At 49.0% G+C, this 21,524-nt stretch carries 15 protein-coding genes; 2 read left to right on the top strand and 13 right to left on the bottom strand.

The features are described from left to right. Positions 1-10: 10 nt before the first annotated feature. The 4 genes from fliD to DWB84_RS18090 all read right to left on the bottom strand — a co-directional run bounded on the left by fliD (position 11) and on the right by DWB84_RS18090 (position 5,234). Positions 11-2,065 (bottom strand): flagellar filament capping protein FliD, encoded by a 2,055-nt coding sequence (gene fliD, locus DWB84_RS18105; protein ID WP_187411228.1) that lies wholly within the window; start codon positions 2,063-2,065, stop codon positions 11-13. A 207-nt stretch (positions 2,066-2,272) separates the two neighbouring features. Continuing rightward, positions 2,273-2,671 (bottom strand): flagellar protein FlaG, encoded by a 399-nt coding sequence (locus DWB84_RS18100; protein WP_187411227.1) that lies wholly within the window; start codon positions 2,669-2,671, stop codon positions 2,273-2,275. 120 nt (positions 2,672-2,791) lie between these two features. Next, a complete protein-coding gene (locus tag DWB84_RS19300) occupies positions 2,792-4,819 on the bottom strand; it encodes a flagellin (protein ID WP_187411226.1) in 2,028 nt (675 codons plus the stop codon). 127 nt (positions 4,820-4,946) lie between these two features. Further along, positions 4,947-5,234, bottom strand: a complete 288-nt coding sequence (locus DWB84_RS18090; RefSeq protein ID WP_187411225.1) for a hypothetical protein — start codon at positions 5,232-5,234, stop codon at positions 4,947-4,949. Here DWB84_RS18090 and DWB84_RS18085 point away from each other — a divergent pair. Together DWB84_RS18085 and DWB84_RS18080 are read left to right on the top strand one after the other, a co-directional pair. Then, positions 5,220-6,281, top strand: coding sequence for a hypothetical protein (locus tag DWB84_RS18085; protein ID WP_187411224.1), 1,062 nt, complete (start codon positions 5,220-5,222; stop codon positions 6,279-6,281). The two genes, DWB84_RS18090 and DWB84_RS18085, sit on opposite strands and share 15 nt — an antisense overlap. A 215-nt stretch (positions 6,282-6,496) precedes the next feature. Continuing rightward, positions 6,497-7,192 (top strand): hypothetical protein, encoded by a 696-nt coding sequence (locus tag DWB84_RS18080; RefSeq protein ID WP_187411223.1) that lies wholly within the window; start codon positions 6,497-6,499, stop codon positions 7,190-7,192. 115 nt (positions 7,193-7,307) lie between these two features. On the opposite strand, the gene DWB84_RS19295 is transcribed toward DWB84_RS18080, so the two are convergent. The 9 genes from DWB84_RS19295 to DWB84_RS18035 all read right to left on the bottom strand — a co-directional run bounded on the left by DWB84_RS19295 (position 7,308) and on the right by DWB84_RS18035 (position 21,469). Further along, positions 7,308-9,497 carry a flagellin gene (locus tag DWB84_RS19295; RefSeq protein ID WP_187411222.1) on the bottom strand — a complete coding sequence of 730 codons (2,190 nt, stop codon included), beginning with the start codon at positions 9,495-9,497 and terminating at the stop codon, positions 7,308-7,310. Between the two features lie 501 nt (positions 9,498-9,998). Continuing rightward, positions 9,999-11,240: a flagellar hook-associated protein FlgL gene (flgL, locus tag DWB84_RS18070; RefSeq protein WP_187411221.1), complete on the bottom strand. Its 1,242-nt coding sequence runs from the start codon at positions 11,238-11,240 to the stop codon at positions 9,999-10,001. Positions 11,241-11,266: 26 nt separating this feature from the next. Next, entirely contained in the window at positions 11,267-14,401 is a 3,135-nt protein-coding gene (flgK, locus tag DWB84_RS18065) for a flagellar hook-associated protein FlgK (protein WP_187411220.1), read from the bottom strand. Between the two features lie 42 nt (positions 14,402-14,443). Next, a complete protein-coding gene (gene flgJ / locus DWB84_RS18060) occupies positions 14,444-15,430 on the bottom strand; it encodes a flagellar assembly peptidoglycan hydrolase FlgJ (protein WP_187411219.1) in 987 nt (328 codons plus the stop codon). A 1-nt stretch (position 15,431) separates the two neighbouring features. Further along, entirely contained in the window at positions 15,432-16,541 is a 1,110-nt protein-coding gene (locus tag DWB84_RS18055; RefSeq protein WP_222868266.1) for a flagellar basal body P-ring protein FlgI, read from the bottom strand. A 27-nt stretch (positions 16,542-16,568) separates the two neighbouring features. Further along, entirely contained in the window at positions 16,569-17,255 is a 687-nt protein-coding gene (flgH, locus tag DWB84_RS18050; RefSeq protein ID WP_187411217.1) for a flagellar basal body L-ring protein FlgH, read from the bottom strand. Positions 17,256-17,269: 14 nt separating this feature from the next. After that, a complete protein-coding gene (gene flgG / locus DWB84_RS18045; RefSeq protein WP_187411216.1) occupies positions 17,270-18,055 on the bottom strand; it encodes a flagellar basal-body rod protein FlgG in 786 nt (261 codons plus the stop codon). Positions 18,056-18,084: 29 nt separating this feature from the next. After that, positions 18,085-18,834, bottom strand: coding sequence for a flagellar basal-body rod protein FlgF (gene flgF, locus DWB84_RS18040; protein WP_187411215.1), 750 nt, complete (start codon positions 18,832-18,834; stop codon positions 18,085-18,087). 226 nt (positions 18,835-19,060) lie between these two features. Continuing rightward, positions 19,061-21,469 (bottom strand): flagellar hook-basal body complex protein, encoded by a 2,409-nt coding sequence (locus DWB84_RS18035; RefSeq protein ID WP_187411214.1) that lies wholly within the window; start codon positions 21,467-21,469, stop codon positions 19,061-19,063. Between the last annotated feature and the right edge of the window lie 55 nt (positions 21,470-21,524).

Below are 21,524 nucleotides of genomic sequence, written 5' to 3'. Positions count from 1 at the left end.
CACGAAAATATTATTTTTTCGCGGTGAACGGTAATGTATCAACCAAGTTCTCTAAGAAGCCACCCTGAGAATTCAATCCATTCAGTATTGATTCCATTGCAATAAATTGTTGCATCAAGCGCTCATGATAAGCGCTCATGCGTCTTTCAAGACGCGATTCTTGATCGTCAAGGTCAGTCAGTTGACGCTCCAGAATTTTTTCCCTGTCATCGAACAAGCCGTTGGTCTGTAAAAATTGACCGATCAGCTCTTCCATTTGACCAGCAAAACCACGGGAAAAATCGACTTTTGCGGTCGTTGCATTTTCTCCGATGATTAAGGATAAACCTTCAGCTTTTTCACCCAACTTTGGCAGCAATACATTACCGAGACCAAAGCCCGGCACGCCATTGACGGTTCCGGCAACGTCCACGCCTTTTGTGCCATTTCCTTCGCCCAAGCCTAAATCCGCTGCGGCATCATCGCTGGATGACACTACGTGCACCCAGGAGTTTGTGCCGTAGCGAGAGGAAGTAATCGAAATACTATTGGTGTCCGGATCATGCGTTACCACAACTGTAATGCCATTTTCACGCAAATTGCTGTCCGCATTGATGGCGCTTTGCATGGCCGACAGAAAATCAGCGGTAGTAGCGTAAGTCGCATCTGCAGGAAGCTCGATGGAATTGGTTTTTACGCCGTTAACGTCAAGTACGAAGTTATAACTTTTTCCGGTGGTATCAAAATTGGGGAAGGTAACCGCTGCATCCAACTCTGCACCTTTAAAAAAGCCTTTGCGCGGTTGCGTGGTAATAACCACATCGTAGCTGCCCGCTTGAGTTTGTTTACCAAAGCTGTTGACGGTCACTTCACCGGAAGACGAGTGTGTACTAGGAGCCAGAAGCTTTTGCACGTCGGCAAAATTGTTATCTATGGCTTTACGTAGATCGTCTTCATTAATGCTCAACGAACCGTCCAACTGGGTACGAATACCCAAGTTGGTCAATGCAGTAAAGTTAGAATCCGTCAAACCGGGAATGGCAGAACTGATAATCGCACGGAAACGGCTAAGAACAGATTTAGCCAACGAATCATTAGCAAGAGAACCCCATTTCTCTTCTTCTTTATTGAAAGAGAAAACCGGCTTGGTTTCTTCCAAAAAGGCATTGTAAGCGTCGACAAAATCGCGAATTTTTTCTTCCGCAAAATTTTTGTCGTCGGATATGGTAACCGTAACTTTTTCACCAGGAGCGGCTTTTAATAAGTCTAAGGTCAAACCTTCCACCACATCGGTAATGGTGTTGGTGTTGCGCTTTAATTCCAAACCGTTAATCACCAACTCTGCATCAGCGCCCCTCTGCTTTTCCACATTGGCCAAATTGGGGCTGCTTTCATTAAACGCAAAGCGGGAAAGACCGGACAGATCGTCATTGGTCGGTGTATCACCGGCTTCTTCTACTTGAATTTGCAATTCGCGAGTAGCGCCGGATGGCGCTGTTACCACCAAGCGATAACCAGTACCGTCAAAAATCACACTGGCCTGCACACCCTTGCCTGCTTTATTGATGGTATCTTTCAAACCATCCAGTGTGTTATTGGTGCTGTCGATGGTAATGGAGAAACTATCTTCTGATGGAACAAAATCCGTAGGGTTACCGTTAACGTCACGATTCCATTGACCGAAATTAAAATGCAATACGCCCTCTCCTACTGCGTCCTTAGTGGAAGCAAGCGGAGCAAAGGTCAGAGATTGGGATGCGGCCAAGGCGCGGACTTCAAACGTGTAAACACCGGTTTGCGCATTGGTTGCGAGTTTGGTAGGCACCAGCGCATCGCTGGCGGTATATGACGCAGATTTACTGAATAAACCTTCTTTATTCGTCAATGCAGTGAGCGAGGCTTTCAGTTTATCCATCGCAGATGCCATAAGACCAAAATCGGAAATTTGCGCTTCTGCTTTTTCTCGTTTTGCGTCTATACGACCTTGCGGGGCTGCACGCTCGATTTCCACAAGCTGTTTGACGAGAGCCGTCGAATCGATGCCCGATCCAGCACCGAGGGACTTAATAATATTGTTCTCGATCATAACAACCTCCAATCGCTCTGTTCGGTTATCGACTGCGAGCGATAAAACTTGAGCGGCGCGATACTCTGCTATTGAGTATAGAAAACCTGGGGCGACTCACCGGAAAAAAAAGCCTTTTTGTTAAAAACGGCAACAAGACGCGCAGCTCAGCCACGCATCTTGCCGGAGGTTGCCACCTAGGTGGATCTGTATTTGTTCCGGATACCGTCAGCCGATAGCGTCAATTAATTTGAATTCACCATCGTCATTCAGCTTCCGTGCCAGATGCAAAAACACTTCTTCGGGGATTTGGCGAATCAAATCACCTGAAGCGCTGTCGATCACCTTAACCACCGTACGGTTGGTGTCTTCATCCACGGTAAACAGCAGATCGCGGTCGATCGACTGCACATATTCGTTGATGGACACCACCGCTTCCTGGAGCTTTTCGGAAGCTTCTGAGGCTGCGTTGGAATCGGCAACTACAGGTTGTTGATCGGCAGTAGAAGGCGGCAAGGTTTTGCCGGCCGCCTTCACCGCATGTTCCGCATTGTTATCGGCCCCTTTCGAAGAAGCAGGCAGAATGACCGCTGCGCTTGCAACTGGCGATAATCTGACTTCATTCATGGGCTAACCTCCACAATAGCGATTGACGGAATCACTCGCCCTTCTTTCGAAGAGTTTGCGAACCCGCCAACGCTTTTAAAAAAATCACCCGGTGTTGCCACCGGGTTAACCTTTTTCAACTTATTGCAACAGTGAGAGTACTTGTTGCGGTCTGGCGTTGGCCTGGGCCAGCATCGCCTGAGACGCTTGTTGCAGAACTTGTGCTCGGCTAAGAGCTGCAGTTTCTGCCGCGAAGTCCGCATCAGTGATACGAGCTCGCGCTGCCTGAGTATTTTCCACAACGTTGGACAGGTTGGAGACTGTGAAGTCCAGACGGTTGTTAACCGCACCCAACTGTGAGCGAATGTCGTTCACGGTTTCCAGAGCATTGTCGATTACACCAATGGCTTTTTGTGCGCCTTGTTGAGTCGAGATGCTGATGTTGGCGATCGCGGTGCCGAATGAGCCGGAGGCAACTGCATTGCTCTCTAACAAGCCGATATCGGCTGCAGTTGCGTTGTCACCAAGCTTGACGCTAATAGGGTTACCATTGTTGCTAGTCAGCTTGAGACCACCTGCAACTGAAGCGCCATCCGCTACTGCCGCAGCAGTTGTTCCATCAGAACCAGACAATGCAGCACCGCCCAGACCGGTTGCAACAGCTCCTTCACCATCAGCAAATGTTATCGAAGAAACATTACCTTCCAGCACAACACGTGTGCCAAGCAGAGTGGCGCGTACGCCTGTTTGGTCAGAAACAGAATTGAACGCATCGACTATACCAGCAACATCAGTTGCTGCTGATGCATCCACTTCAACGCCATTCATTTCAAAAGCAGACGTGATGTCTTCTAAATCGACCGCGGCAAAGTCCAAAGTCAATGATGTAAATGCCGTTGCAGTTACCCCTGTCTGTGTAGACACAGCATTAATTGCATCAATTTTTCCTTGCAGGCTATCGGTGTCCTTATGACTGATCTGGACTCCGTTAATAGTGACATCACCAACTTTCCATGCATTTGTCGGGGCGGCTATGCCTGCACCTTCGATTGTGCCGGCTTTATCATTCTCTCTGAAGCCGAGAGCGGTGAGATCGTCTAATGTCCCAGTAGCCCCACGGGTAATGGTAATCGGGTCATCATTGTCGGAGGTAAGAACAATCTTGGTTTGGGCAGTCTTATTACCCAGGGCAGTTGTTCCACCAGTGTTATCTGTCACTTCAATTGCACCAACATTTGAGCCCGCGATAGTGAATCGACCGGCTTCATCAACACTGGCATTCAACAAACCGCCAGTGCCTGAGTTGATTTTGTCCGCCAACTCTTGCAGATTCTCAGTGTTTGTAAAAGAAAATGACGTTTCGGTACCATCAAGATTGGTAACCTTGATATCGATTGTATTACCAGCCCCTTGAAGGACACCGTCCCCACCTACTGCGAAATTCACTTCGGTATAGGTAGATGCAGTAACACCATTCACATTTTTGTTGATGTGGTCCAACAATTCTTGAGTAGTGTTAGCACCAGAATCCCACTTCTCATTACCTCTGATAATGGACTGACCATTGATCAGCACATCATTTTCTACAAGGCTGGAAGCACCAGTTAAAGTCGCAAGCGTTGTGTCTGCGCCCATCATGTCAACATTGACGGACCCCATGCCCAAAGTCTTCGCATCCACCGCTTGAATGGACATGCTAATAGTTTGGTTAGCATCAGAACCTACTTGCAGATCCACTTTACCCAGTGAACCGTCAAGAATGTTGCGGCCGTTAAAGGTGGTGGTTTTGGCAATACGATCCAGCTCTTGTACCAGCTGCTGAACTTCCGCATCCAATGTAGCGCGGTCTTTGTCGTCGTAAATACCGTTCGCAGACTGAACCGCCAGCTCACGCATACGCTGCAGGATGTTGGTACTTTCGGAGATAGCACCTTCAGCGGTTTGAATCAGGGAGATACCGTCGTTGGCGTTACGCACAGCTTGGTTCAAGCCGCGGATTTGTGCAGTTTGACGGTTTGAAATAGCCAGACCAGCGGCGTCATCTGCTGCGGAGTTGATACGCATACCAGATGACAAACGGGTCATCGCTTTGTCCAGCGCTTGACCAGAACTCAACAATTGGCGCTGGGCATTAATCGAAGAGGTATTGGTATTAATATACAGTGGCATGAAAGCCTCCTAACTCATATTGACTGTCAGATTGCTTGCAAGCCTATTCACCCAGCCTGCAATGCGAAGCTCAAAGAGCGCTTCTGCAATGCTTTTCGACCCTCAGGCTGTTTTCTTTAGTACTTTTTTACGATTTTTTTGCTGAACTCCCGCAAAAGGTATTACCAAACGGCATAAAGAGCTGCTTGAACCAGCCAAAGCCCAGGGTTTTCCTACCATCTTCGCCAAGGCGAAGCGCCACGCCATGACATAAGTCTCTGATTGCATTACCATTCGACCCCTGCAGACTAATCTCTGCTTGGAACAGGACTACCCCATCATTGCTGGCAAAGCCGCAGGCCGAAAAGTCTCCATCAACCCCGCCCTTCACCCCGCATATCAACGCCTGGAGCAAGCTGCCTTGCGCGGCAACCATTGGGCGAGCATCGCAGTACGAGAGCTAAATGCATTAACAAGCGGAGTCGTAGGCAAAAATAACGTCTATATCCGCCCCTACGGCCCCAAAGACGCTGCCGGAAATACGGGCTATATCGTTTTTCTGCCAGGATTGAAAGCCACCCTCTACCCCACCGTTTTGGGGAGTTATTGCGTAACGGATTTGGTGTTGAATGCGAATTATTTTGAGGCGACCGCAGATGAAGAGTCCGGTAAACGAACCGGCTTATATCGAGTAATACCCGAAGGAGCTATTGAGACATGGAAAACCGAATATGTAGAAGACGGAAATATAGAAGCTAAAAATGGCCGTTTAGTTGTCATCGCTGATTCTGGATATAAATCAGCTAGCAATGCAGCCAGAACCATTGTTCCGCGAGCAATGGAGTTCCCTCAAGTACCTGAGATTACTGTATTACAAGAAGGTTGCGACCTTCACTTTACCGCTGGCCAAAAACAGCTGGGAGGCATGATTCGTTATAACCCTTTATCATTAGATTCTAGCCGAGGCTCTGCGTTACATCTCGCCACAACAATGGAGCAAGCTCGAACCCTCAAAAATGTTATCTGGGCAGCTGATCAAGGAGGATCTGCCGTACTCACACAGGCCATGCAAATCCTTGCAAACAAAGGTGTTACTCTTAAAAGCCATACAGCATATCTTTACAAACCGCGCACCTCCCCTGCAGCCGCGCTAAAACTTGCTCATAAATTAGAGTTGAGTCTAGGTAAATCATTCGCGAACACTGGTTGGGATCCCCAAGGCGCGCTGAGTCAATTGAGCGTGGCTGGGCGAAGGCTCAACAACTCAAATGACCGCTACAACAAGGCTTATCATACGCATGCCTGGATCAATGGTTTAGCGAAAGCCGCGGGCCCAATAGGCCTTGGGAGTGGTGCCGCTGCCGCAATGGGAGTTTCTATTCCTATGATAGGAGGGATCGTTGCAGCAATTAGCGGTGGAAGTGTGGTATATGCCCTAGGCCAAAGTTTGGTAGAAGATTTACGTACCAAATTCAAACGCTGAGACCGGTCTTTATGCTTAATTTCGTTAAATACCTGCCTTTAGAATTCTCCTGGAGCAGGAATGATAAGTATTGCGTGCCTAAAGGCCCAAATTTTTCACGCGCCCAAAGGATAGAACTCATGATGGCAGGGAATCGAGTTCACCTAAAAGTGCCTCAACATAGCCCCTCCCGGCCAAGCATCGAACAAGCTCGGGTTTTACCCGGACACGATATCTTGGCAGAACAGCAATTAAGGGACTTTAGCTCAGCTCTTATGCCTAATGATCATTGGGGTTACGCCATCCCACTAGCACGAACCTGGGCATTCTGGGGCCCTTGGATGTCAGGCTGCAGAGCCGAACTGGCAATGGGAGTCGCAATCATTGGTCGGCAGTCAAGGCATGCCTTTAACGATATCTCTTTTTTCCATCCCCGCGCGTTTGAGATGGTCATTGTTCAATATCTTAATGACCGATATGGGCACAAACGCCGAGGAGGAGCCAATAGTCATATCCCGCGGTATCATGGTCCTATAGACTGGAAAGTACACGAAAACTTCGCTGTATTTAACGCAACCTGTAAAGTATGCACGCGATCAGAGGACTTGAGCAAACTATTCAACCCGGAACATTTGTTTTTTTTCCCGATTAGTGAAAAATATTTCGTTCAAGTCGGCTTTGTTCAGCATTTTTACAGCACGAATGAAAAAGGCCAGCTTGCGTTTGATTCTACTCCTGTACAAGCCCTTCAAGATGCCATTTTCAACAGCATCCGCCTGGAACTAAGCCCAGAAAACCAAGCCTGCTATAACAAAATCAAAGCGGAAATTGGGAATATGGAATTAACCAGGGAGTTTGCGCCGTTAAAATGGCCAGTAACCGCACAAGAGTCGACAAATAATCAGCAAGACTCACTTTTTATCGAAAGATAAAAACAAAAAAGAGGGGGACGAATATCGCCCCCTCTTTTTATCATCATCCCAATACTTCCTTTGTAATTTTCCTAAATCAATCCGGAAATAATTCTTAGCTGGCCATAAAAGCTTATTAGCTTTGCAGCAACTGCAACACTTGTTGTGACGCGGCGTTTGCCTGGGCGAGCATGGCTTGCGAGGCTTGTTGCAGAACTTGCGCTCGGCTCAGGGCCGCTGTTTCTGCCGCAAAATCCGCATCCATAATGCGCGAACGTGCGGCTTCTGTATTTTCCGTTACGGACATCAAGTTATTGATGGTGAAATCCAGTCGGTTATTGACAGCACCCAAATCCGCGCGCACGGCGTTGATGGTTTCCAGCGCTTTATCAATCACACCAATGGCTTTTTGTGCTTTGGCTGCTGTATCAATGCTGACGCTGGCGATAGCAGTGCCAAAACGGCCTTGGGCTGTGGAATTGGCTTCCAATAAGCCCATAGTTGCGTGATCAACATTTGGCCCCAGTTCGATACTAATGGGTTGGCCAGTAGTGCTGGTGAGTTTTATACCTGCGGGAGCATTTATTCCCGTAAAGCCTCCTGTTACAGGAGGAGTGGTGGTATTACTCAATGTTCCATTTGTTTGCGATGTGTAATAGCTAAAAGTTGCTCCGTCGAGCGCAGCACCAAATATATCTTGAGCACCCGCAGACACGACTGTGATAGAACCCTGGTCGGATTCCAGCACAACATTGGTTCCTCGCAAATGTGCACGTACACCAGTGGTATCAATTTGAGCATTAATCGCGTCCACGAATGCGGTGGGAGAAGGCACACCTCCCGGAGGGCCGCCCAAATCGACCTCAACGCCATTGATAATTAAACTATCCGCTCCGTCTGTCCAAGCGCTCAGATTTGCTCCGCTCAAATCCATCGTCAAACTGGCATATGCAACTGCCACTACTCCGGTATCTGCACTGTGGCGATTAATCGCATCGACTTTACCTTGCAGGCTATTGGTATTGGTGTTGTCGATCAAGGTACCATTGATTGTCAAATCACCAACATTCCAGGCTTTTTGAGCACCGGCCAACGACATCCCCACCCCTTTTACGACACCGGGGTCAGTGCTCTCTCTGAATCCAAGGCTTTGCAATTTTTCAATGTCGCCTGTTGAGCCAAGCGTAACTGTAATAGGATCGCCATGTTTAGAAGTCAAAATAATTTGACCAGTAGCAGAATCGCTTAAACCTTGAGATCCCGCCGCCTTAGTAGAATCAAATACATTAAATCCTGTAGCTCGAGCTACCAATTTAGCGGCGTTATCAAGGCTTGCCGCATCATAGTTCGGATCAGAATTATCAGTAGGATAATTAGGATTTATTCCCTCAACTTTGATAGTCGCACCAGTATTATTTGAAATACTTAAGCGTCCATTACTGTCTGTATCTGCGTTTAGAATCCCGCCTGTAACTGTATTAATTTTTTCAACCAGCTCCTTCATACTTTTGGTATTACTGATATTAAATTCAGTTATACCAGTACCGTCCGCTGCTTCTAACGTAATTCTTAAAGTATTTCCATTTTCCAAAACACCATCGCCTGTTGAGGTTGCCTGCAATGAGGTATAACCACTTGCCTCAACACCGCGAACATTTTTATTAATGTTGTCGAGTAAATCTTGGAAATTGTCCTCTGCGCCATTAAATCGACCGATAGCTTGACCATTAATTAAGATATCAGTGTCGTTAAGGACCAAACCTGCCAGGTTGCTGGTAATTGGAGCGCCCAGCATATCCACAGAGACAGATCCCATTCCCAGGGTTTTCGCATCCATTGCTTGGATATCAATGCCGATAGTCTGATTAGCCTGAGAGCCAACTTGCAATTCCACTTTGCGCATACTGCCGTCGAGCAGTGGCTGGCCGTTGAATGTGGTGGTTTTGGCGATGCGGTCCAATTCTTGAATCAATTGCTGAACTTCCGCATCCAATGTTGCGCGGTCGGCGTCGGAATAAATACCGTTCGCAGCCTGAATGGCCAGTTCGCGCATACGGTGCAAAATATTGGTGGTTTCATCCAGCGCACCTTCCGCTGTTTGAATCAGTGAAATCCCGTCGTTTGCGTTGCGCACAGCCTGTGTAAGACCGCGGACCTGCGCTGTCATACGGTTAGAAATGGCCAAGCCCGCAGCGTCATCAGCGGCATTATTAATTCTTTTGCCGGATGACAAACGCTCCATAGCAGTTGTCAATTCATTGCCAGAACGCACCAACTGTCGCTGTGCATTCAGTGACGAAATGTTGGTATTAATGACTAGAGGCATAGCTCATCTCCCATAACTTTGTACAACCGGATCAATCTTTCGCCAGTCACGTAAACGGCTTTAAGATCTGTCGGAATTTTTCACTTAATTCGATTTAGCGATTCGAATTTTTGACTTGTGTCGAATATTGCAACGGGTGTGCCAAACATAAATAACGACACTTATTGCCGGTTTTTCCGCGTTTTTTAGAGTCTTGAACAAAGAAATCTTCAAAGCGGCAATGGCAAAAGACAAAAAATTGCCGCTTTGCCGCTGGAGGAAAGCGGCAAAGATATGGTTTTTTGACGGTGCGGAGCTTGGTGTTGTGAAGTCGTTGACTCTGATTTAGGCGGCGCGCGATGAATTATTGGATGTTTCGCCCTCACCCAAATGCCCTCTCTCGGGGGGAGAGGGTATTTGGGTGGTGCCAGACCTGAAATTGGAGGGTGCTCAGTTTATTTAAGGTGTAATTGACATAAAAAAACCGGCCTAAGCCGGTTTTAGTGGAACCCGATTCAGATCTCAGAGACGTGAAAACAGATTGAGCTGGCTTACGCGGATAAAAGATTGCTGCGCAGCTTGCAGAATAAGGGATTGTTGCGATAAGCGGGTAGCCGCTTCCGCATAGTCCAAATCACGTAGTCCGGACAAAATCTTTTTGTTCACTAATTGCGTATCCAAATGCAGATCGCGCGCTCCTTCAATGGCATTCATGCGCGCGCCGATTTTGGTTTGCACATTGACAACGTTGGTTAAACCATTGGTCAGGTTACTTAAGGTAGATGCTACTACGGAGGCCAATTCGGTTTTTCCGTCCGGAGTACCATCAAAGGACTCCAGCGCTTCTTTAAAACGTGCCAAGGTGGTCAAAATGCCTTGTTTTTCGGAAGATTCGATAAAAAACTGATCCCCCGCCATAGGTTGACCAACGATTCTAACGCTCACGCCTTTCAGAGTAATTTCGTCGCCGGAAACATAAGGCTGATTGGCCACAATGACGCGCCCGGTTGAACGCTCGCTTGCGGTGAAGTTTTTGCCCGGTGGCGATACTGATGCATCTGGATTAAACGTGATGATGATGTCTTCCGGATAAAATTCGTCATAAGCCTGTTGGTTCACCACTTGGCCAACATTGATTTTCGCTGGCGGGTTAGCCTGATTTTTGGGGCTTGCGGAAGTGTCGAAAGTTTTGTTCGCGCTCGAAATATCGAGGAATACGGATTTGCCGGAATCAGTGGTGGCGACTTTGGCGTTATTGGCGATTTTGATGTATTGCTGACCATCGTCGCCCTGATATTTAAAGCCGCTGAAGGAATCGCCGGAAAAAGGTTCTGTCCCACTTTTATAACCGCCAAAAATATAATCTCCACTGGCATTGCGGGTGTTCATTAAGTTGACCATTTCGTCCAGGCGCGCGGACACCTCTGCGGCATAGGCTTTATAGTCATTTTCTGTCAGCGAAGCGGTGTTACCCGCAGCGACGGCAATTTCCTGAATGCGGTGAATGATATTCACGGCGCTGTCGAGAATAGATTCTTCCAGAGTCAGGTTATTCTCAGCAATTTTGATGTTTTTTAGATATTGGTCGATATTCGCCAGCTCATCGGTCAGCTGAGTAATTTTGGTGGCCGCCACAGGATCGTCAGAGGCGGTCAACACACGTTTGCCTTCGGACATCTGTTCCTGGGTTTTGATAATTTCTCTGTTTGCTCCCGCCATGGAATTGCGGGCGATATTGAACAGCTGCTGCGACGATACTCTCATTGCATTAAACCTCTGAACCAATCGCCTCAGAAAGAGTTGATCAAGCGGTCAAAAATATCGCGTGCGACCGAAATGACTTGTGCGTTGGCGGAAAACATTTGCTCAAAGCGGATAAGATCTGCCGCTTCTTCATCCAAATTGACTCCGGAAATGGAATTACGGAGGTCTTCCGTTTGTTGCAAAACCCGTTCCGCCGCATTGCGATTAATTTTGGCTGAGCTGGTTTCGATACCGACTTTTTCCACCAACGAGCCATAAGATTGATTGAAGGTGGTCCCTTCCTTACCCATTTTGGTTTGCTGCAGCTCAATCATTTTCAGCGCATTGCGGTTATCCATAGCGGCATCGCGATTAAAATCCAGGGTAAATCGGTCACCTGCTTGAGGTGAGCCACTGATGCTCGCTTGAATTCCCAAATAGGTGGACAAGGCAAAATCGTCTGCTTTGGTATCACCAAAAATCATACTGTCTGACGGTGTAGTACCAAGCGTAATACCCTCGTCGAGACTGATATCCAAACGACCGCCAACGACAATATGCGAGCCGACGCTGTTGCCAGCACCTGTCAAGGTCAGCGGACTATTTTCACCGTCACTGACATCAATGCTCTCCCCTGCTGCTGCGGTCAGCGATATTTTGAAGTCATCACCTTCAGAGCTGTAAATTTGCAATTCGCGCGCGCCGGTCACACTGTCTGCACCTGCGACGGCGTAAATGCCTTTGGCTTGCAATGCTGGATTATTGTTTATCTGCTCCGCGACATAATCGTAAAACTCATCCGGATGCGTCACTGGATCAGGAACTGTTGCCGCGATAATGGGATTGCCGGTCACTGGCTCCACGCTGTATTCCAGCAATTTCTCGCCATTCAGACTGATTTGCAAAGGCTCAGTGCGAGTAATTTGCAAATCAGAAAGTTCCACGTAGTTAAAAGCATTGGCCACTACACCAGGCTGACTACTCAACAACCCGGCCAATTCTTTGGCGGACGCATTTTGTGGTGTAAACAGATTGACGCTGACAGGTGCAGCGCCTGGCGTTGTCGAAGGCCGCGTAATGGTAACCATTTCTGCAGGGTAACCATTGGTCAACATGCCGTAGCCTGCTACACCGTCTGCATTACCTTCTGTAGTAAAAGTTGAACCTTCAATATCAAAACCGAATAAATTATTGGCTTGGTTACCGCCGGAATAATTCTCTAATGTGATATTGCCGTAACCCGGAGTCAACATACGAAATGCCAAGCTGCCATCGTCAGCAATATATGCGCGCACATCTGTGTTGGTTAATTGCCCGTTGATATGCTGTAGCAAGCTTTCATTGTCTGTTATATCGCCGCCATCGATGGTAAGGGTATAGCTTGTGACAGCACCATTTGCTTTTCCTGAGACAGTAACGTCAAACGAAAATGAATTAGCACCGCTAAAATCCGTTACCGTAAAATCCGGCGGAGTGCCGCCTGGCAACAGCGCTGCTTGCGTTACCGCAAATCGCCCATCGGGCAATCCCATCATTTCGCCATTGGTCGACACCTGTGTGCCGCCAATGCTTTGCGGAAACAGATTTTGCGTAACGCCCGGCACGTAGCGTTGATCACGAATCGGCGGATTCAAATGCACAGGGTTGCCGGGATCGGAATTATCCAGAATGTCGTAGGAATAAGGTGTATTGAATACCACAATCAGCGGCGGCGACATGGTTCCGGCTTCGGCAAACAGCGGCAATGGATTGCCGTTGGCATCTTTCAGCGACACCAATTCACCTGCACTGATAGTACCGGTGCCACGATTACCCAGAGCAGCATCGGTCACTAAAGGGCTGGCAAAAGCGAGATCTCGTGGAGAGGCTACAGCAACGGAAATATCGTTGGCACCGGTGCGCACTGGCTGCAGAGTAAATTTATCGCCCGCCTGAAAAGAACCGCTCTCGAATTTCAGTTCAAGACCGTCAAATTTAATGGTGGCGGGAAATTTTCCATTGAGCGCACCATTGGCAACCTGAACACCATCACCCAGACGGGTGATTTTGTAGATGCCGCCTTGCGAAAACGAAATTTCATAGTCGCTGCTGGTGATTTTGGTACTGTCATCAATATAAAGCGCTAAACGGCGGTCATCCGGCTTGGCGTTACCACCATTATTAATCACGCGGCTGCGCGCAATTTGGTCGTCGTTGACGTCGTAAAAAAAGTTACCGCCAAAATCGCCTTCCAAATCCACGCCTTGGCTGTTCAGCTTATTGAAGCTGTCCGCCATTGTCACAGCAATTTTGCCTAGCTCGTTGTACACCGATGACATAGTGTCGCGAGCGCGAATCAAACCGCCTAATTTGCCGCTATTGATTACGTCGGTTATGGGAATGCGACGGGTTCCGTCGAAATACACCACTTCTTTTTCCAGAGGGTTGGCGGTGCTGTTGGTTAATTCCAGCGGCAACGATTTATCCCCCAACACCAGGCTCTGGCCGGTACCAATATGGACGTTGAGTTTGCCGTTGCCCTGGTCGATGACCTGAATGGATACCAAGCTGGCCAATTCTTTTAACGCCAGATCGCGCTGATCATAAAGATCATTGGGCTGAGCGCGACTGCTCATACCCATGGCATTGGCGATCTGCAAATTCAATTTCGCGATATTGTTGGTCAACGCATTAATACGAGCGACCGCTGCTTCCATACCTGTGTTAATGCCGCTGTCGATTATTTGCAGGCGGTCATAAATGGAATTGAATCGCGTGGCGAGATTTTGCGCTTCGCTGATAATCAATTCACGCGAGGGAATGGAAGTCGGATCGTCGGCGCCATTTTGCATGGCAGCGAAAAAATTATTCAGGGAGACTGCAAGTCCGGTGGAATCGTTGGAAAGCAGGCTGTCCAGCTGGCTGATCTGGTCGAAATAGGTTTCCAGATCACTGAACATGGCAGTGTCCGTGCGCATTTGATCCGTCACGAACTGATTGACGATACGATCAATGCTATTAACGTGCGCGCCGCTGCCGACGTAATGGCCGCCCAGATGCGCAGCAGGGTTTGTATTGGCGTCGACGCGTTGACGGCTGTACCCATCGGTACCCGCGTTTGCGATGTTATGACCGACCGTGCGCAGAGCGGCCTGACTGATCTTCAGACCTGAAATACTGACGCCGAGGATATCGTTGGCCATGAAATATCACCTTTTTAATACGTCTGCTAACCGCTGATCAGATCAACGCGATCCCAACTGTCGTGCGGAAAGCTGCTCCACAATCGTCAAAATCTTGTCGGCATAAGCGGGATCAGTGGCATACCCTGCATTCTGTAGGCCAACTGCGAATTGCCGCTCATCTGCGGCAACAGAAAGTGCATCTTGATAGCGGGGATTGTTCTGCAGAAAGCGCACATAGTCGGCGAAACTTTCCGCGATATCACTGTATTTGCGGAATTGCGCCTGCTCACGCACAGGCACGCCACCGCGATACTCCAGGGTGCTGACTTCGGCTTTTTCACCCTGCCAACTGCGGTCAGCCTTGATATTGAAGAAATTGTGCGTGCTCTGCCCCGCCCGATCGCGAATAACGTATTTACCCCAACCGGTTTCCAACGCTGCCTGAGCGGCCAATACCAGCGGATTAAGACCCAGTGCACTCGCTGCAGCGCGCGCGTGGGGTAATACGGCATCCAAAAATTCGCTGGCATTGCTAAAAATGCTGCGGGATTCACTGGCGGATGCGGAATCCGTAGCCCCTGAAGTAGTATTTTTATCCTCAGCTTGCGCGCGCGCAGAAACATAATCTGATTTCAGCGCACGATTTCGCTGCGGGACATTTAAGGTTTTTGCATCTGAGATTTGTTCATCAGCCGTATTGGTATCGACCGGCGCTTTATCTTCCGCCTGGGCGTATTGACGACTTAATTGCTGATAAATGGTCTGCGCAAGACCTGTGCCTTTTTGCGCGAGCGTCAGAGATAACTGCTGGTCATACATCTCGCGGAAAAATTGCGTATCGCCGCCGTTAAACAGGCTTCCCTCTTCAAAAACTTCATTGGCTTTACGCATGGTTTTCAGCATTTCGTGCAGAAATAGCGACTCGAATTGCTGGGCAATTTTTTTCAGCGCGACATCCTGGTCTTTTTCCGCTTTCAAGCTCTGCAAGCCCTGCACGTCTGTATAGACGTCGCTTGTGGGCATTGGACTGGAAGAGCGAATATCCATATCAGATCACCATGATTTCCGCTTTGAGCGCACCGGCTTGGCGAAGCGCTTCGAGAATCGCCATTAAATCACCAGGTGCTGCACCAACTTCGTTAACCGCACGAACAATGTCGTCGAGCGTAGGCGCAGGATTGAATTTGAACATGGGGTTGGTTTCTTCGGTGACACTCACCTGACTTTTCGGCACTACTGCCGTTTGCCCTTCACCCAGAGGATTGGGCTGGCTGACTTGCACACTTTCGGCAACCGTAACTGTCAGAGAACCGTGAGTAATCGCCACAGGTTCAACACGTACATGCTGACCGACGACGATGGTGCCGGTGCGGGAATTAATCACCACGCGCGCAGCCGTTTCACCGGGCTCTACTTCCAGATTTTCCAGCAGCGATAAAAAATCGACTCTGTGTGCAGGATTTTGCGGTGCTTGTACAGAGATGGAAACCGCGTCCATAGCACTCGCTACATCCGGTCCCAATAATTCATTAATGGTTTTGGCTACACGTTTTGCAGTGGTGAAATCAGCTGTGTGCAGGTTAAAGACAATTCGACCGTTATCGCCAAAGCGTGTTGGCACAGCACGTTCAATAAAAGCACCGCCGGGAATTCGACCAACGCTCGGTACATTGACTGTCACTTTGGAACCGTCCGCACCTTCCGCACCGAAACCGCCAACAATCAAATTACCCTGTGCCAGCGCATAAACTTGCCCATCAACACCTTTTAAAGGTGTCAATAAAAGACTGCCGCCGCGCAAACTTTTGGCGTTGGCGATGGAAGACACTGTGATATCGATGGTTTGGCCGGGTTTTGCAAACGGCGGAATTTCCGCATGGATAGCCACTGCGGCTACGTTTTTCGTCTGGAAACGCACACCATCAGGTACTGTAATACCGAATTGCTTCAGCATGGTGGCAAAGGACTGTGTAGTAAAAGGTGCTTGGTTGGTCTGATCACCAGTACCATCCAAACCGACCACCAAGCCATAACCAACCAATTGGTTGCCGCGCACGCCTTCCACCGAAGCCAAATCTTTTAAACGCGCTGCGGATGCAACCGGTTGCCAGATTGCCAAAATCGCCAGAAATACATAGGCCGGAAATTTCTTCGCCATGTTCATCACCACCCTGATTTAAAGGGATTAAAACGGCCAGTAGGCGCTGTTAAAAAATCGGCTCAACCAACCCGGGGATTGAGAATCCGCCAAGGTACCTGTGCCGGTATAGGTAATGCGCGCATTGGCGACTTTGGTCGACAACACTGTGTTATCTGGACGCACATCTTCCGGTCTGACCAGGCCACTGATGCGAATCACTTCATCACCTTGATTCAAGGTCAGCCATTTTTCGCCGCGCACCACCAGGGTCCCGTTGGGCCACACGTCTACTACTGAAACTGCGACATCGCCGATCAGATTATTACTTTGCGCTGCGCCCGCCTCACCGGAAAATTCGCGGTCCGAGGATAAATTGGTATTCAAACCTAGCCCTTTAAAATGCACCGGATTACCCAATACGGATGCGTTGGCTCCAGGAATGGAAACATCGGATTCTTTTGTGATTTCCACATTGCTGGATTTTTTCGATACGGTTTTTTCGGTGAGCACCACGGTGAGAATATCCCCCAGGCGCCCTGCTTTGCGGTCTTCAAATAAATTCATTTGCCGCGATGCTTGATACAGAGATCCATTGCTCGCCGGCGCTGAATCAGGCGAAGGGGTCATCACAGGCGCGTAAAAAGGATCATTGGGTTGCGGCGATGGACCCGCGACGCAACCGGCTAATCCCAATACCAAACAGCAGAGCCAAAACGACAAGGAAATCTTCATAACAAGCCTGCGAATTAGAGATTTTGCGTTACAAACTGCAGCATCTGATCGGCAGTGGAAACGACTTTCGAATTCATTTCGTAAGCGCGTTGTGTGGTGATCATATTCACCATTTCTTCCACTATATCCACATTGGAATTTTCCAGTGCGCCTTGCACCAGCTGCCCCAAACCGTCTTCACCAGGTGTACCCAAAATCGGATTGCCACTGGAAGCGGTTTCCAAAAACAAGTTGGCACCAATGGCTTGCAAACCACCGGGGTTGATAAAATCCGCCACCTGAATATTGCCAACCACTTGCGCTTCCGTATTACCAGGCGTTACCACGCTGACAGTTCCATCGGTTCCAATGGTGATGGATTGCGCGTCTTCTGGAATGGCAATCACCGGTTGCAACAACAAGCCGCCGGCAGTGACGAGTTGACCGTCCGCATTCATATGTAACTGGCCGTTGCGTGTATAAGCGATAGTGCCATCGGGACGGAGAATTTGCAGAAATCCGCGGCCATCTACAGCTACGTCTAACGCGTTGTCCGTTACCTGCAAATTGCCTTCGGTAAATTGTTTTTGTGTGCCCACTACACGAACGCCGGTCCCCAGTTGCAAACCGGAAGGCAGTTGCGTTTCCTCAGTGGATTGCGCGCCGGGTTGACGCTGAATTTGATACAACAAATCTTCAAATACCGCGCGATCGCGTTTAAAGCCCACAGTCCCCACGTTAGCCAAATTATTGGCGATAGTGGTGAGCTGAGTATCCTGCGCGGACAATCCGGTTTTGCTGACATAAAGCGCTGCGTGCATAACAACCTCGAAATTTCAATAAACGGCGATCAAGAATTCATTTGCAGTAAACGAGCGGATGCTTCCGACATTTCCTTCGACGAACTCATCACTTTTACCTGCAATTCATATTGCCGTGCCAACGACAACATACTGGTTAATTCATGTATTGCGTTGACGTTGCTGTTTTCCAAAAAACCCGAAACCAGACGAACTTCTGCATTGGGTGGCAGCGGCCCTTCGATATCCAGTGCGCGAAATAAACCATCTTCGCCTTTGGTCATCTGGGCAATATTCGGATTGACCAAACGAATGCGATCAACCACTACTGGCGCCTCAGGCCCCTGCCCTTGTGGGATAACGGTGATGCTGCCGTCCAAGCCGATCTCAATTTTCTCCGCTGCGGGAATCGCGATAGGTCCGCCATTGCCGAGCACCGGCAAACCATTGCCGGTTCGCAACACGCCTACGCTGTCGATATAGAGGGAACCAGAGCGGGTGTACGCTTCATTGCCGGCGCTGTCCTGCACGGCAATAAACCCTTCGCCATCGATGGCAATATCCAGATCTTTACCGGTTTCCTGCAGACTGCCGATCGTAAAATCCGTCGCAGGTCGTTCTGATAAGGCGTATGCGCGCGTCGGTAAACCGTCACCGTAGTACACGGCCATAGCCCGAGCCTGCGCGAAATCCGCTTTAAATCCGGTTGTGTTGACGTTTGCCAGATTATTCGCGTGCGCGGTCTGCGAAAGCATATTGTGCTTGGCACCCGTCATTGCGATATAGAGAGCTTTGTCCATTAAACACCTGCAGAAAAAGCGTCAAAAAATTGCGACCCAAATCGGTCTCGCTAGGTATTTTGCAAAGGGGGTGCCAAGAGGGATTTTTATGGATATAACAAATTACGCGGACTCTCGCCTTTTACAAGGGAAGACATGGGCGGGAATTTTAGAGAGACAAAACCCTACCCCTACCCTCCCCTTGATAAGGGGGAGGATAGGAGGGGGTTACGAGGGAAATCATTGATTAACGCAGATTAATTACGGTCTGGGTAATCTGGTTGGTTGTTTCGATGGTTTTGGCGCTGGCTTGGAAATTTCGCTGCGCGATAATCAACCGCACCAGTTCTTCCGACAAATCCACGTTCGATTCTTCCAAGGCTCCGGATTGAATGGTTCCGAGAGTCGCGCTGCCAGGTGTACCCACATTCGGCGGACCGGATTCATAGTTTTCCACCCACATGGAATCGCCGATCGGCTGTAACCCCTGTGCGTTGGTGAAATTCGCCAAAATCACCTGCCCTAATACCATGGATTCACCGTTGGTAAAGCGCGCGAAGATAATTCCGGTATCGTCGATATTCAAGCCAGACAGACGCCCGGTGGTGTAACCATTTTGGTCGACGTCATTGACGGAAAATACACTGCTGAACTGTGTAGTGCCGGCAAGGTCGATCACAAAATTCGAGCTGGTCGGTGGATCCGGAATATTCATAGTGCCGCCTGACAATACGTTTTGCGGCCCCAGGGCGCCGTTCGGATTGCCCTCTTCATCCATTGGCGTCCAGTTGGAAATCAAAACCGGATCAGACAAATTCTGATTCAGCGAACCGTCCGGATTAAAGAACAAATCGAATGCTGCACGTGTAGGAACCGTATTTTCCGGCGGCGGCAAAGTGGTGTCCGGATCGCCTACATCACGACCATCGATCTGTACATACATGATCCAGTGGTTCGGACTTGTCGTCGGATCGTTGGGATCATACTCCTGACGCACAAAATACTGGGTCATTACATGCGGATTACCAAGGCTGTCGTAAATTCTCATCGACGTAGCATGGTTATAGGTGCTTTTATCCGCAGGATCAAACGCATTGATAACCACCTCAGTAAAGGTGTTCTCAGTAAATGCGCCAAACAAACCAATGGAAGGCGGTGTTGGGTTAGCAGCGGAATAACCTTCTGCCAAAACAATTTCCAATTGACCGCCCACAACGGCCGTATTATCAGCGCTGCCCGGCAGCAAAATCGCCATAGGCGTATTAGGTGCGCCCAAAACGCCAACGCTGTCTGTAGCAGGATCACCACCTAAAACAGAAACACGCAGGTCATCACCGACGGAAGATCGCACCACCAAATCGCCAGTTGCCGCATCGATTTCCGCGGTAATTCCAGGCAATGTCGAATTTGTCAAAGCATTAATGGCATCTTCCAAACCCGCCAAAGTTGGCGCCGATAAAGTGACGCCATTGAGTTGTACCTGCAAAGTGCCGCTGACGTTGTCAAATTCGCTGTTGACGAATCTCATGGTGGTAGTCGCGGTTGCGGTAACACCTGTTACTGCATTTAATTCAGCGGCTATGGCTGCTGCAGATGCATTGGCAGCGGAGGTATAAGTCACCACCTTGCCTTTGGCGTCGACAATATCAATCGACTGCCGTGGATATCCATTGTTTGCTGCAGGAATACCAGGAGTTGAAACAGCCTCGCCACCAGGCGCCGGCAAATCCAACGCCGCCGCCGAAGCAGACGTATCGAAAATACGGATTTGCGAATTTTCACCTTCTTGCACACTGGAAAATGACAGACGATATCCTGCACCGTCTTGCACAACAGAAGCCACGACATCAATAGGCGAGTTGGAATGGAACAACTGCGCATTAATGACACTCACCAATGTGCGCAAGTCATTAAATGACTGAACTTGCGCAGGAGCGCCGGTTGAAGGATCCAGATTAACCTCCACTGTTCCGTTATTGCCGGAACTGCCGGTTAATTCGACCTTAAATTGAATCCCACCAGCGGTCATGTCGATGGGAGGAGTCAAGGTAAATTGGTTGGTGGTATGAGTGGTTTGCGTAGAATCTTCCAAACCGACTCGCGCAACGCCGATCGCATTACCATCGGTGGTAAAGCGAACTCCTGTACTTTGCAGCACGGTTTCGGATGCATCCAGATTCAAAGTCGATTGCACGGCGGTTGTCGCGCGCGGAGCCAAATTGCTGGCCTGGATGCGAATATCACTTTGAATACCGGTGATCTGACCGCGGCTGTTTACCGGAAAACCTTGCAGGCGCGCACCTGTGTTACTGGTGATGTAACCTTCGCGATCGAGCCCGAAAGTACCTGAGCGGGTGTAATATTGTGCGCCGTCACGGCGAACGATAAAAAAGCCGTTGCCGCTGATCGCAAGGTCCAGCTCATTTTCGGTAAACGCGATATTACCCTGCGAAAAACGCTGCGAAACGTCCTGCAACTGTACACCGCTACCGATCGATTTACTGCCTGCGCCGCCGATGGAGGTTGCATAAACATCCCCAAATTCCGCACGCGAACTTTTAAACCCTGTGGTAGACGCATTCGCAATGTTATTACCCGTAATGGATAAATCATTGGAGGCTGCGCGAATCCCGCTAAGAGCTACATCAAAACTCATAAATCTCTCCTGCTACTTCTTAATCGAAATACCGGTTACGGCAATCGCATGAAAT

It is taken from the genome of Saccharophagus sp. K07 (assembly GCF_014336955.1).
GTDB lineage: Bacteria > Pseudomonadota > Gammaproteobacteria > Pseudomonadales > Cellvibrionaceae > UBA5868.
The sequence above is the reverse complement of the archived record's forward strand: the minus strand, read 5'-3'. Positions and strand labels throughout refer to the sequence as shown.